A 14596-nucleotide genomic window follows, 5' to 3' on the forward strand; every position below is an offset into this window, starting at 1 on the left:
CCGAACAAAACGCCCGCGGTTGCGGGCGTTTTGTCACGACAGTTTGACGATCACACGGCATCCGACAGCGACGTGAAGTTGAAGTCGCGGATCTTCATTGGCGGAATCATCATGATTACCGCCGCTTCATCACCGGCAATGCGCTCCGGTACACCGAGTTCTTCGATGTTGTTCAACATCGTGATCGGGCTTTCGTTGAAGCGGAAGTTCTTGATCGGGTACATGATCTTGCCGTCTTCAATGTAGAACGTGCCATCGCGGGTCAAACCGGTGACCAGCACAGATTGTGGATCGACCATGCGAATATACCAAGTGCGAGTAACCAGAATGCCTTTCTTGGTGCCCTTGACCAACTCTTCCAGCGACTTCTTGCCGCCGCTCATGATCAAGTTACCTGGCAAGGCTTTCGCCTGTTTTTCTTTCTGCTTGGCCCAGTAGCGCGAATAGTTCAAATAGTTAACAACACCATTTTTCACCACATCCAATTTCTCGCGTGCCAAGCCTTCGCCATCCCAAGGCAGTACTGGAACATCCGGATGCCACGGGTCGGTGATGATATTGACGCGCTCATCAAAAAACTTCTCACCCAAACGCGTGCCGCCACCTTTTTTCGACATGAAACTGCGGCCTTCATCGGCATTACGGGCATCGAAGCCGCCAAGCATCATGTTGATCAAGCCCGCCGCCGCGACCGGCTCCAGAATAACGGTGTAACGACCTGGCTCCAACGCTTTCGCATCGACCGACATTTCCGCTTTCTGTATCGCGATATCGCTGGCTTTGGCCGTACTCATCCGTTTGAAATCATCGACATTGCGCGAGACCCAGCCGGACCCGCGACCGTCTTCGGTGCGCACCGTACAGGTGAAATCGACACCGGAAGTTTTCTGGTAACCAAACACGCCATTGCTATTGGCATGGGCAACAAAACCGATGTTGTCCTGCAGGAAGCCGGCCGCAACCAAACCTTTTTTCCGGCTCGGCTCCAACGAGTCAGCAGCCGCCTGAGCCCGATCAGCCGGCGTGATATCGGCCGTCGATTGCGCAAAAGTATCGCTGGCTTTGTATTTCTGTTTTTCGATCGCCGGCATGAACTCGGGATTTTCCGGCGCCAACTTTGCCAGCTCCTGCACGCGTTTTACTGCTGCAGCGAGCGAGGCATCGCTCAAATCATTGGTCGTTACCGCGGCGTTGCGGCTGCCATAGGCGACCGAGATCACCAATTGCAGATCGCTGACTTCACCGCTGGTGGAAACGGTATTGCGTGCAAAGCGAATGTTGCCTTCGCGGCCACCGGTCAATTGCACAATGCATTGATCGGCTTTGGCCAGCGACAACACTTTATCGAGCACTTTCTTTGCTTCAGCTTCAGTCATCATCGTCATGAGTCAATTCCTTAAATCTGTTTGAATCGGCAAAACCTGGCTATCAACCAATCTTGCGGGCCGTGTTAATGACATTGACCGCGTTGAAACGCGCCGTCGAACTGCCGTGCGACACGGCGCTGATCTGACCCGGCTGGCCTTTGCCATCGAAGAAGGAACCGCCCATGCGCCAATCGCGCTCATCGCAAACCGCGGCGCAGGAATTCCAGAACTCCTGGGTGTTGGATTGGTAGGCCACGTCTTCGAGTTCACCGACGATTTTGCCGTCCTTGATTTCGTAGAACAGTTGACCACCGAATTGGAAGTTGTAGCGCTGTTGATCAATCGAGAACGAACCGGCACCGACAATGTAAATGCCTTTCTTGATGTCCTTGATCATCTCATCTGGCGTTAGTTTGTTCTTGCCGGCGGCCAGCGAAACGTTCGGCATGCGCTGGAACTGCACGCTGCTCCAGGAATCGGCATAGCAGCAGCCATGCGAGGCTTTTTCACCGAGCATATGCACTTGATCGCGGATCGCCTGGTAGTTGACCAGTACGCCGTCCTTGACCAAGTCCCAGCGCTTGCATGGCACGCCTTCGTCATCGTAGCCGACCGCACCGAGAGAGCCTTGCTCGGTTTTATCGGCGTATAAATTAACGATTGGCGCACCGTACTGGAATTTCTTGCTTTGCCATTTGTCGAGCGTTGCAAAGCTGGTGCCAGCGTAATTGGCTTCATAACCGAGCACACGGTCGAGCTCCAGCGGGTGACCGACACTTTCGTGAATGGTCAGGTATAAATGCTCTGGCGACAGCACCAGATCGTATTTGCCTGGCTCCACCGATTTTGCCGTCAGTTTCGCTTTCACCTGACGACCAGCGTTGGTGGCATCTTCAATAATGTCGTAGGAATTCTTGTACAGCGTCGTCATGCCGCCCGCCGCCAACACTTTGTCCTCTTTGCGGGCATCAAGCCATTCGTAACCGCGGCCGACCGGGGCACCGAGGCTTTGACGGTTACGGAATTTCCCGGTCTCTTTATCCACAGCAGTCGCGAAGAACGGCACCCACAAACGGTGCACATCCTGATCGATATAGGAACCATCGGTCGAGGCAAAATATTTCTGCTGGTTGACCTGGAACATGATTGACTGCATGAAGCTGGCACCGGCTGCGATGCCGGCCTTGTTCGCTTCGATCAACAACTCGGCTTTTTCTTTGACCGGCACTGTGCGCCAATCTTTCGTCATCGGCGTTTTCCAACTGACTTCACCGACACCTTTCTGTTCGGCCAACACGACCGGATCGGTCATCACTTTGCTGTTGGCTTTGGCAATGGCGACGGCTTGTTTGGCTGCCTGGGCAATGGCTTCTTTGGTCAGCACATGGGTCGCGGCAAAACCGTAACAACCATTGGCAATGACACGCACGCCAGCACCGAGCGATTCAGTATTGACGACGTTCTGCACAGTCAAATCACGGGTGGTGACGAACTGGTTCAGATAACGGCCAATGCGCACATCACAGTATTTGGCACCCGCTTGCGTAGCGGCATTCAGCGCGGCGTCGGCCAGTTCTTTTTTGAAAGCGATAGCCATCGGTGACAACAGCTCTTCGGCGGCAATGGCACGGCCCATAACCGGGAACATCATCGCACCAAGACCTATACCGGAAATTTTCAGAAAATCGCGTCGTTCCACGCTGCAGCTCCGTCTCTTGTTTGAGGTGAGCGGTAAAGCTACACCGGGCCGGGGTCAGACGTGAGCGCACAAATGTTTGTAATTGTTAACAAATCTTTCTGAGGTCCGCCAAATCAAGCATGCTGCAGAGCAGCAGGCAATATTCACCTAAGCGGGTTATACGCTTGGGAAATAAAAAGGGCCGCAATGCGGCCCTTTTCAGCTACGTAAATGCAGCCAATCAATGTTCGCGCGGCACCAAGTCCAGCTCTACCCGGCGATTGGCCTGACGGCCGGCATCAGTGCTGTTATCGGCGATTGGCATGTTCGGGCCATAGCCACGAGCCACCAGACGATCACGGGCGACACCGCGTGATGCCAGGTAATCGGCAACGCTTTGAGCGCGAGCACGCGACAACTCCATGTTCATGTCCAATTTGCCGGTGCTGTCGGTGTGGCCGCCAACCAGCAAATCGGTATCGTCAAACTCTTTCAATACTTTCGATACCGAGTCGAGCACCGAGTAGAAGCTTGACTGGATTTCCGAGCGACCGGACGCAAAGGTGATGTTGCCCGGCATGATCAGTTTCAGTTGATCGCCATTGCGCTGTACACGCACACCGGTGCCTTCCAGTTCCTGACGCAGCTTGGCTTCCTGGGTATCCATGTAAACGCCAACGCCAGCACCAGCCAGGCCGCAAATCGCCGCATATTTCAGCGCGGTTTCACGATTTTTCCGGCTACCGAGTGCACCGCAAACGGCAGCCGATACGCCACCGATGGTTGCCGCTTTGCTGGCTTGTTTTTCACCGGTATACGGGTTGACCGTACAACCAGTAACCAGCAGCGTTGAAGCCACAGCCGAAAGCGTAAGCACTTTGAAATTCATAATGGGTTCCTTGTCTCGATAAAACGGGGTTTAGCCAATCAGTGGTGTCGAATTGGTTGTTGATAAGACGCCGGTTCAGACTAAGCAAAACCGGCTGAATTCAACCTGAATTATTATGGTAACGCTTCAGCCACCGATTCGTTGACCACGGCATTTTTTGGCACTGCCAAATGTTGCTCGAAATAACGGGTAATCAAACTGAACAGGTGCAAGCGTAAATCATCGCCACGAATGCCGTGCTTGCTGCCGGGATACAGCATCAAATCGAATGGCTTATTCTTACGTTGCAGCGCATCGATCAGTTTGGCCGCATGCAAGAATAGAACATTGTCATCGGCCATTCCGTGCACCAATAACAGTTTTCCCTGCAGGCCATCGACATGCGATAACACATTGCTGTTTTTATAGCCTTCGGCATTACGTGCCGGCAGGCCCATATAGCGTTCGGTGTAGTGCGTGTCGTACAGAAGCCAATCGGTCACCGGCGCCACCGATACACCGACTTTGAAATCCTGCGGCGCTTTCATCATGCTCATCAGCGTCATGTAGCCACCATAACTCCAGCCGAACACGCCAATGCGTTCACCGTCGACAAATGGCAGCGTGCGCAGAAACGCAACACCCGCTTGTTGATCGACCACTTCTGGCACACCCATTTTTTGATAAATCGGCGCTTCGAATTTGACACCGCGACGGTTGGTACCGCGATTATCCAGTGAGAATACGACAAAACCACGTTGCGCCATCAGCTTGTGCCAAAAGCCGTTACGGCTATCCCAGGCCTTGTTGACGCGGGCACCGTGTGGGCCACCATAGACGTCGATAATCACTGGGTATTTTTTGCCTTCTTCGAGCACTGCGGGCTGATACATCCGGTAGAACAACGCCTGACCGTCTTCCGCCTTGATTTCACCAAAAGTCGGTTGAATATCGTGCAACACATAAGGCGCATACGGATGACTGTCGTCGATGGCGTTTTCCAGCAGATAAGTCAAACGATTGCCACTGCGATCATGTAGCTTCAACTGTGGTGGTTGTGCCGGCGAGGAAAATAAATCGAGGAAGTATTCGCCGTCTTCGGAAACGGTGACGTTATGCCAGCCGGTTTCCGTGGTCAGTTTGCGAATTTGTCCGTCTTTCATCGACACGGCATACAAATGCAATTCCAACGGCGAATCCTTGTAAGCCGTGAAGAAGATTTCCTGTTTGACTTCATCAATGGCTTTCAGCGCTTCAACCGCCCACTCGCCTTGCGTCAATGGCTTGATCAGTTTGCCGTCGCGATCATGCAGATAAAGATGTTTGAAACCGGATTTTTCGGAAGCCCAGATAAACTGCTGGCCGTTGCTGATGAAGCGTAAATCGCTGTGCAGGTTGACCCAGGTGTTGCTGGTTTCACGCAGCAGCGGCACTGGCTTGCCGGTCAGAATATCGAACACCAGTAAATCCAATGTTTGCTGATCGCGGCTCTGACGCTGTACCGTGATATGACGGGAATCCGGCAGCCAGTTGACACGCGCAACATAAATATCTTTTTCGCTGCCGAGATCGAGCCAGGTGACATGGCCATCGAGCATGTCCATGACACCGATTTGCACGATGGCGTTGTTGCTGCCAGCAAACGGATAACGCTGGCTGACGATATTAAAACCGTCTTTGCCTTGTTCGTAACGCTGCGCCATCGGAATCGGCGATTCATCGACCTTGGCAAACGCCAGAAACTGATCATTGGGCGCCCACCAGTATCCGGTGTCACGATCCATTTCTTCCTGAGCAACAAATTCGGCCATGCCGAAACTGACATCGCCACCACCATCGAGCGTCAATTGCCGCACCCGACCGCTGGCGACATCAACGGCAAAGATATTCTGATCGCGAACAAAACTGACGAAACGACCGAGCGAAGAAAAACGCACGTCGGTGGCGTTATTGCCTTCGGCGAGTTGACGCAAGCGTGAGGATTCCGGCGCATCCGGGGTAAACAGCCAGAGTTTGTCGGCCAGCGGGAACATCAGTGATTGCCCATCCGGATGCCAGCTATAGCGGGTGATGCCAGTGCTGGAAACGCGCTGGCGTTCGCGCCGCGCCTGCTCTTCGGCCGAGAACTGCTGCTCGCCACCGGTCAGGCTGGCGCTGTCGACCAGCAACGAAGATTCGCCGGTGGCCGGCAGGTACTGCCACAGATCGAGCCTGGCAGCGTCGTCGATCGCGCCTTTCAAATAAGTGACCCGTTGCGAATCCGGTGAGAATTCGGCCTGGCGCAAACTCGGTCCGGACAGCGATGGCTCCTGATGCAAGCGCTCCAGCGTCAGTTGTTCGGCTTGCACCGAACCACATAGCAAACCAGCGAGCAAGGCGTAACGACATTTTGACAACATGAATAAGGCATCCCGATCGTGGTGGCACGACGCTGTTTTACGCCAACAACGCGAACGAGACGGTAACGCAACCGATCCGTTGCGTGTTGGCCTGACGGCCCATCCCTGAGACACCGGCCCCCGCGTACGCCGCATTCGGCGTTCGTCGCGTGGCGAAAACAAGCTGTCGACATCCTGCCCGCCGATGCACAACGCTAGCTGAACATCGACCGGCAGAAGCAAAATTGGCCGCTATTGTCGCGAACCTTGCCGTGATTTGCTACTCGAAGCCATCTCAAAAATCGTCTGGGCGATGGCGAGGTGCGTGAATAGGAGCGCAGGAACCGGAGTTTACAGGTAGTAAATGAGGATGCCGAGCACCGCATTCGCGCAGATCGTCGAGCTTCAGACATTTTTGAGATGGCTTCTCCATACGGCAACAAGGATAATGCCGCCCCTCCCTCACTGATGGATATTCCCGATGCATCAGGTTTCCGGGCAATGGCAACGGGGATTGTTGCTGTCGCTGACCACCGCCCTGCTCTGGGGCGTGCTGCCGCTGGCACTGAAAGCCCTGCTGACCGAAATGAACGCCATCTCGATCAGCTGGTTTCGTTTCTTGAGCGCCGCCTTGCTGTTGTTTTTCTGGCTACGCTCGCGTCGGCAACTGCCGGCTCGTCGCGCGCTGCAAGGTTCCGGTTGGAAACTGCTGCTGATCTGCGTTGCCGGCCTGGTCGGTAATTATCTGTTTTACCTGTGGTCCATCGACAAGATTTCCGCCGCCGGTGCGCAAGTATTGATTCAGTTGGCGCCGTTATTTCTGTTGCTCGGTTCGGTCTGGATTTTCAAGGAAGCGTTCGCACCGGGACAATGGGCTGGCTTGGCAGTATTCACCACCGGCCTGGTACTGTTTTTTAACCAGCGCTTGGCGGATTTGGCCGCCAATCCGGAATTTCTTCCCGGCGCGCTGTTGATGCTGATCGCCAGCATCACCTGGGCCGCTTATGCCTTGGCGCAAAAGTCACTGCTGCGCAAAATGAATTCGCCGGCAATCATGATGTTGATCTATATCGCCGCCGCCGTTTTGCTGTTACCCGGTGTGGAAATGCAAAGTGCGGCATCATTGAGTGTTGCCGGCATATTGCTGCTGATTTTTGCTTGCCTGAATACCTTGCTGGCCTATGGCGCCTTCGCTGAAGCATTGGCGCATTGGGAAGCGTCACGGGTCAGCGCTACGCTGGCGGTGACGCCTTTAGTGACCATTTTCAGCAGCGAACTGCTGGCGTTTTTCTGGCCGGGCAGTGTCGTGTTGGAACCGCTGAATGCCTGGAGCTATCTAGGTGCGTTGATGGTCGTTCTGGGATCAATGGCTGCCGCGTTGCTGCGCCGTTAGTCACATTCAAATCGCCACGCCGGTCGCCGGTTGATCGCCTTTTGCCAACGGAATCAGCGTGCAGCGATTACGGCCTGATTCTTTCGATCGGTAGAGCCCCTGGTCGGCGGCCTGCAACAACTCCTTTACCGGTACTGGCGAATCGGGCGACATCGACGCAAGCCCAAAGCTGGCCGTGACAATGCCGTTGACGCCACGCGCATGAGGTAGCACGGCATCGGCCAGCAAGCGTCGCGCCCGCTCCGCAGCCTGCAAGGCCTGCTCACCACTCAGTCCGGCCATCAGCACAACGAACTCTTCGCCGCCGTAACGTGCACATAAATCACCGCTGCGCTGAAAACTTTCGGTCAACACCAACGCTACTTTGACCAGGCAGGCATCGCCGGCGGGGTGACCATACAGATCGTTGTACGGTTTGAAAAAATCGACATCGCAAATCAGCACTGCCAACGGCTTCTTATCGCGCAAGGCACGTCGATATTCCTGCTCCAGCACTTCATCGAAATGACGGCGATTGTGAATGCCGGTCAACGAATCGCGCCTGGCCTGTTGATGCAAGCGGACATTGGCGTCGGCCAATTCCGAGGACAAGGCTTCCAACGCCAGTTCGCGCCGTTGCCGGGCAAAGGCATTGGCAAACACCGCGGCAATCAAACTTAACAGGGAAATTTCCACATCGGTCCATTGCCGCGCGGCGGCGGTCGACTCCAGACCCAGCACGCCCTTGACACGCTCATCCATGCGCAGCGGCAGCAGCAGCAGGGTTTTGACACCACGCTTTCGCAACTGCACTTTTTCGATGCTGTCGTTCATCGCGTCGACATCATTGACGACAATGTTTTCACTGTTACTCAAGCGTCGCTCAAATAGCGGCGCCATTTCCTTGCTGATTTGCTGCCAGCGTTCGCGCAGCGAGCTGATACCGGTGGCATTCCATTCATTGACACAGCTCAGATTGCGGGTATCCGGACTTTCCAGCAACACATAGCAGCGATGCAAATTGCACATCAGCCCCATCGTCGACAGGGCGCCATCGATCGCTGCCGAAATATGTGGTGTCGGGCGATTGATCAAATCGGTGGCCACCGAAGAAATAAATCCCTCCAAGGCAATATGAAAATGCAGCGCCGCTTCCATCTCTTTGCGGCTGCTGATATCGCGCAGCGTTACCACAAATTGATCCTTGCCGGACAAACGAATACAGCGGCAACTGAATTCAACCGGAAACACCTCGCCATCCAAACGCTGAGCAAGAAACTCGGTGGTCGTGCAGAAATCGGTTTTCTGCGCGTCAGAGAACAAGCGCCATGCTTCATCGCGCAGATGCAAAGGAATCAACAACAATACCGACTGGTTAATCACATCATTGAAGCGGTAACCGAACAATTGTTCGGCCTGCTTGTTGAACAGCTGAATGCGGCCGCTATCACCAAAACTGATCACCGCATCGTTGACATGATTCAGAATCGTCGCCAGCGTCAGCGCATGATGCAAGGCCTCGCTACGCGCCTGTTCCAACGCCATCTGGCGTTCGCGCGCCTGTACCGCCCGGTTGATCGCCGTTGGCAACACGGCAAAATCTCGCTCGTGTTGCTGCATGACAAATTCATCAGCACCGGCACCAAGCAGCTCAATGGCCGCTTCGCAATGCAGTCGAACACCGTAAACCAACACGGCCATTTTCTTGTTGCGCCGGCGAGCATCGTGAAAAACATTGAGCGCATCGGTGACATTGGCGGCCAGCAGCAGGCATTGGGCATCGGCGATTTGCACCGGATCATCGGTGAACGGTAAAACATTCAGGAAATGATTCAGATAGGCGAGCAAGGCGTCACGCCGCGATGGTTCGGCATCAAGCACCAAGGCATAGCGATCCGTTGACGTCACGGCATCCGTCCCCTCGCTGATAAATTAGCGTCATCCCTGTCACAACCATCGGTCATTGGCTCCCCGTCCCCGACCGTTGGTCGCCACAACATTAAGCCTACAATTAGCACTAACGTTGCAGGGCCATGCATCCTGCGTGATTTTTTTTTGGCCCGATCAATTTTGTGATCTAGGTTTCTTATATCACTGGCCAACAACGGCAGCAAGCAAGGCACCATGCTGGCACGCAACAAAACTTAGGTAGTCAGCTTAGAACCCGCACGGCACCGTTAATTGCTTTTGCCGTGTTTTCCAATCCGGTAGTACGGCGCCAACCAGAGCGTGGAATCGGGGGCTGTGATCGAAGTGCGTCAGGTGCGCCAGCTCATGGACAATGACGTAATCAATGACTGGCAATGATGCCCGCAAAAGGCAAGTATTCAAGGTTATACCGCCATGCGCTGCACAACTGCCCCAGCGTGAGCGCATCGCGCGGAATTTCAGTTCCGGTAGTTCGCGCTGGTACATACGCCGATGCCAGAACCGCACCCGTTCCGGCAAACGCATTTCCGCCTCGCGCAAATAGAATTTCTGCAACGCCTTGCTGACCGATGCTTCATCGAGCTTGTTGACGGCGACACGGATTTCGCCATCGCTGACATGAGCAAAAAAGCGCGTTGCCGGCAACAGTTTCAAACGGTATTGCTCGCCCAGAAACCAGTGCACGGCGCCGTCGCGGTAACTGAGCTTTTGCGCTTCCGGCAGCGCTGCGCGCTTGCTCAGCACCTTCGTCATCCAATCTGTTTGCGACTGCACGTAGCGCTCGACTTCGCCGAACGGCATACGCAGTGGCGCCCGAGCCTCAAAGGTCATTTTCCGGGTCAGATGAATCGCCAAGGTCTTTCTTGCCTGACGAATCACCCGAACGGTTAACGGGACATCGTCGAGCTGCACCTGGACGGCTTCTTCCGGCGCAACATGCAGGCCAATCATCGTTGCAGTTGCTCTTCCAGTTTTATCTTCAGCGTCGGAAGCAGCGCTTGTACCTGTTTGGTCATTTGAAGGCTGGTGCGCAGATAATAGGGGTACCAACCGTATTTCGGTCGCAACATTGCCGTCTCCGGATCATAGAAATGCGCTGGTGGTTGTTCAAGATTGGGCAGCAGCATTGTTCGGTTCAGCTCATTGAACTGCAGATTTTGGGCGATCCAAGCATCATTCATGACAATCAGGTTTTCGACGTCACGCAATAGCTCGACATCGATAACTGCGGCACCGCCTGACTGCAACATCGTGATCCAGATTTGCGTCGAATTGAAATCCGGCAAGGCAAAAAACTTCAGTGGCGGCATTTGCTTGGCGTCGAGCTTTTCCAGAAATTGGCCGTACATTGGAGATTCGTTTACCCACTTCAGGGTTTCTTCAAGACGTTTTTCGGCATCAATCACGTCCTTCAGCAACAGTTCGACCACTTGCTGGCGCCGCTCTGCTTTTTCCTGGTGTTCACGGTAAGAATCCAGTGCAAACGCCGCGCTGACGCCGATAAACACCGCGACCATCTCGATCAGCAACCCCTGCCAGTGCCGACGCCACAATTTCCACCACATAAACATGTCCCTCCACGAAAGCAGTTTTATGGAACAACAAAAAAGGGCGTGTTGTCCACGCCCTTCTTTTTTACTACCACTTATTTACGCTTCGGTGGCATTTCGGTGCAGACGCCTTCGAAAATTTCGGCAGCGCAGCCAATGCTTTCGTTCAGCGTTGGGTGCGGGTGAATGGTCAGCGCGATATCTTCGGCATCGCAGCCCATTTCAATCGCGAGGCCAATTTCACCAATCAATTCGCCGGCATTGACGCCAACAATACCGCCGCCGATAACGCGATGGCTGTTCTTGTCGAAAATCAGCTTGGTCATGCCTTCGGTGCGGGCAACCGAGGCGGCGCGGCCGGAAGCGACCCAAGGGAAGGTGCCGACACCATACTCAACACCCTTTTGCTTGGCTTCTTTCTCGGTCAAACCAACCCAGGCAATTTCCGGATCGGTGTAGGCCACCGACGGAATGCACATTGGGTCGAAATAATGTTTCTTGCCGGCAATCACTTCAGCGGCGACATGCGATTCTTTCGAAGCTTTGTGGGCCAGCATTGGCTGACCGATGATGTCGCCGATGGCCAGAATGTGCGGCACATTGGTGCGCAGTTGTTTGTCGACATTGATGAAGCCGCGCTCATCGACCTTGACGCCGGCTTTCTCGGCATCAAGCAGCTTGCCGTTCGGCACGCGGCCAACAGCCGACAGAATCATGTCGTATTTGACTTCGGTCTTAGGCGCATTCTTGCCTTCGAAGGTCACATACAGACCGTCTTTTTTCGCTTCGACCTTGGTGACTTTCGTCTCCAGCATGATCGCTTCGTATTTTTTCTCGACGAACTTATGCAGCACTTTGACGATATCGGCATCGGCGGCCGGAATCAGTTGGTCAGCCATTTCAACGACGCTGATCTTGGCGCCCAGAGCACGGTAAACGGTGGCCATTTCCAGACCGATAATGCCGCCACCGAGCACCAGCATGGTTTTCGGGATTTCTTTCAGTTCCAGCGCGCCGGTCGAATCGACAATGCGCTTGTCATCCGGCAGGAACGGCAATGCCACCGGGCGTGAGCCGGCGGCAATAATGCAATGATCAAAGGTAACCGTGGTCGTTTTGCCGTCTTTTTCCACGGCAATCGAATTGGAGCCGGTGAACTTGCCGTAGCCGCTGACAACCTGCACTTTGCGCATCTTGGCCATACCGGCCAGGCCCTTGGTCAGGCCGCCGACAACACCTTCCTTGTACTTGCGGACCTTGTCGAGATCGATTTTCGGCTCGCCAAAGCTGATGCCGTGATGACCCATCTCGGCCGCCTCATCGATCACCTTGGCACAATGCAGCAGCGCCTTGGACGGAATACAGCCGACATTCAGGCAAACGCCGCCGAGCGTATCGCCGGCTTCGATCAGCACCACATTCATGCCCAGATCGGCCGCGCGGAACGCCGCGTTATAGCCGCCAGGACCGGAACCCAACACCACGACCTGGCCGTGAATGTCACCTTTGCTCATACCGATGCTCCTGTTTTTGGATGGCGCCCTTTGCGCCGGGTTCATGCCCCCGGCGCCGTGTTGGGCCGCCCAGGGCAGAAAAAGAGGGGCGTATTGTAGTCAAGTTGCCGACCAGAGGGGAGCAGACAAAGTCAAATGATCCGGTTCCGCTCCATTCTGTCGTCGTGAATTACAACAACAACCGACGGATATCGTTCAGATTGGCGCCAAGATGGGTGATGAAGCGCGCACCTACGGCACCATCAATCACCCGATGGTCGTAGGACAGGCTCATCGGCAGCATCAAGCGCGGCTTGAACTCCTTGCCATCCCAGACCGGCTTCATCGTATTGCGTGAAAGGCCCAGAATCGCAACATTAGGCCAGGCAACGATTGGCGTGAAGTAGGTGCCGCCGATGCCGCCGAGCGAGGAAATCGTGAACGTCGAGCCTTGCATCGCATCGACGCCGAGTTTCTTGTCACGCGCTTTCTTGCTGATTTCGGCCAGCTCTTCCGACAGCTCAAACAGCGACTTTTTGTCGACGTCTTTGACCACCGGCACGACCAAGCCATCCGGCGTATCAACGGCGATACCGATATGCCAGTATTTTTTCAACACCAGGGTTTCGCCATCGTTGCTGAGGCTTGCGTTGAAGGTCGGGAACGCTTTCAGCGTGTTGACCAGCGCCTTCATGACGAACACCAGCGGCGTCAGTTTGATGCCTTTTTTCTCGGCTTCTGACTTCAGACTCTGACGGAAACTTTCCATCTCGGTGATATCGGCATCGTCATGCTGAGTCACATGCGGAATCGTGATCCAGTTGCGGTGCAAATTGACACTGGATACTTTCTGAATCCGGGTCAATGACGTCGTTTCGATTTCGCCCCATTTGCTGTAATCAATGGTCGGCAATTCCGGCGCCGCACCGGCAGCGCTGGTGGTCGGCTTCGGCCGGTTCAGTTCGAATTTGACGAACGACTGCACATCTTCTTTCAGAATGCGGCCTTTCGGTCCAGTCGCGGTGATTTTTTCCAGATTAACGCCAAGCTCGCGGGCAAAACGGCGAATCGCTGGCGAGGCATGCAGAGCCTTGCCATCACCGCCTTTGCGTTGCAGCGGATAATCCGGCACTGGCGCATCGCGACCCGGCTCAATCGGCATCGGTGCATGCAGCACGGTACCACGACCTTCGGCCGCGAAATCGGACTGGCGGGCGCCGCCTTTGGCTTCGGATTTTTGCTGGTTTTCGTCTTTGGCTTGATCCGTTTCCCCAGATTTTTCCTCTTCACCGTCGGCTTCTGATTTCACGACGCCAATGGTGCTGCCTTGCGAAACTTTGTCGCCGACTTTCAGCGCAATCGATTTGACGGTGCCGGCAAACGGCGCCGGAATTTCCATCGTCGCTTTTTCGCCTTCGACCACGATCAGCGTATCGTCTTTTTCGACGCTGTCGCCTTCCTTGACGTTGATTTCAATGACTTCAACGTCTTTGGCGTCGCCGATATCCGGTACCTTGACGGTTTCTTCCTTGCCTTCGCCTTTCGGTTTGCTGTCGGCCGTTTTTTTCTTTTCTGCCTTGTCGTCGTCTTTGTCGGACTTGTCTTGTTTTTCCTTGTCTTTGCTATCTTCGCCTTTCTTGCCCTCATCCTTGGGCTTTTTCTCGTCTTCCTTTTCTTTGTCTTTGCCGTCGTCTTTATCTTTATCCGAGCCGCCACTTTCCTCAACAATCAGGATCAGCGTTCCCTCGGAAACCTTGTCACCGACTTTAACTTTGAGTTCTTTGATCTTGCCGGCACCGGACGACGGGATTTCCATCGTCGCCTTATCGCTTTCGACAACAATCAGCGAGTCTTCCTTGTTGACGCTATCGCCCTCACTGACCAATACCTCGATGACTTCGACGTCTTTGGCATCACCGATGTCCGGAACCTTGATTTCTTTTGTACTCATTACGCGCGCT

General features: G+C 54.5%; 10 protein-coding genes. 1 reads left to right on the forward strand and 9 read right to left on the reverse strand.

Annotated features, from left to right (window positions below):
- Nucleotides 1-50: 50 nt before the first annotated feature.
- The 4 genes from E2H98_RS04690 to E2H98_RS04705 form a co-directional block, all read right to left on the reverse strand.
- A complete protein-coding gene (locus tag E2H98_RS04690; protein ID WP_133591470.1) occupies nt 51-1385 on the reverse strand; it encodes a TldD/PmbA family protein in 1335 nt (444 codons plus the stop codon).
- Nucleotides 1386-1428: 43 nt separating this feature from the next.
- Nucleotides 1429-3066: a TldD/PmbA family protein gene (locus E2H98_RS04695; protein WP_133591468.1), complete on the reverse strand. Its 1638-nt coding sequence runs from the start codon at nt 3064-3066 to the stop codon at nt 1429-1431.
- A gap of 220 nt (nt 3067-3286) precedes the next feature.
- Nucleotides 3287-3934 (reverse strand): OmpA family protein, encoded by a 648-nt coding sequence (locus E2H98_RS04700; RefSeq protein WP_133591466.1) that lies wholly within the window; start codon nt 3932-3934, stop codon nt 3287-3289.
- 113 nt (nt 3935-4047) lie between these two features.
- Nucleotides 4048-6312 carry a S9 family peptidase gene (locus E2H98_RS04705; protein WP_133591464.1) on the reverse strand — a complete coding sequence of 755 codons (2265 nt, stop codon included), beginning with the start codon at nt 6310-6312 and terminating at the stop codon, nt 4048-4050.
- A gap of 460 nt (nt 6313-6772) precedes the next feature.
- Here E2H98_RS04705 and E2H98_RS04710 point away from each other — a divergent pair, with 460 nt between their 5' ends.
- Nucleotides 6773-7684 carry a DMT family transporter gene (locus E2H98_RS04710; protein ID WP_133591462.1) on the forward strand — a complete coding sequence of 304 codons (912 nt, stop codon included), beginning with the start codon at nt 6773-6775 and terminating at the stop codon, nt 7682-7684.
- 6 nt (nt 7685-7690) lie between these two features.
- Here the strand turns inward: E2H98_RS04710 and E2H98_RS04715 are convergent, their stop codons facing one another.
- The 5 genes from E2H98_RS04715 to aceF form a co-directional block, all read right to left on the reverse strand.
- Nucleotides 7691-9571 carry a diguanylate cyclase gene (locus tag E2H98_RS04715; RefSeq protein ID WP_133591460.1) on the reverse strand — a complete coding sequence of 627 codons (1881 nt, stop codon included), beginning with the start codon at nt 9569-9571 and terminating at the stop codon, nt 7691-7693.
- A gap of 249 nt (nt 9572-9820) precedes the next feature.
- Nucleotides 9821-10543 carry a M48 family metallopeptidase gene (locus E2H98_RS04720; protein ID WP_133591459.1) on the reverse strand — a complete coding sequence of 241 codons (723 nt, stop codon included), beginning with the start codon at nt 10541-10543 and terminating at the stop codon, nt 9821-9823.
- Entirely contained in the window at nt 10540-11157 is a 618-nt protein-coding gene (locus tag E2H98_RS04725) for a hypothetical protein (RefSeq protein ID WP_133591457.1), read from the reverse strand. The genes E2H98_RS04720 and E2H98_RS04725 overlap by 4 nt, the downstream gene beginning before the upstream one ends.
- Nucleotides 11158-11237: 80 nt before the next feature.
- The gene (gene lpdA, locus E2H98_RS04730; protein ID WP_133591455.1) at nt 11238-12656 is read right to left on the reverse strand and encodes a dihydrolipoyl dehydrogenase; all 1419 of its coding nucleotides are present in this window, start codon (nt 12654-12656) and stop codon (nt 11238-11240) included.
- Nucleotides 12657-12825: 169 nt separating this feature from the next.
- On the reverse strand, nt 12826-14586 hold the full coding sequence (aceF, locus tag E2H98_RS04735; RefSeq protein ID WP_133591453.1) for a dihydrolipoyllysine-residue acetyltransferase: 1761 nt from the start codon (nt 14584-14586) through the stop codon (nt 12826-12828).
- Nucleotides 14587-14596 lie beyond the last annotated feature (10 nt).

The sequence above is a fragment of the Permianibacter aggregans genome (genome assembly GCF_009756665.1).
Lineage (GTDB): Bacteria > Pseudomonadota > Gammaproteobacteria > Enterobacterales > Permianibacteraceae > Permianibacter > Permianibacter aggregans.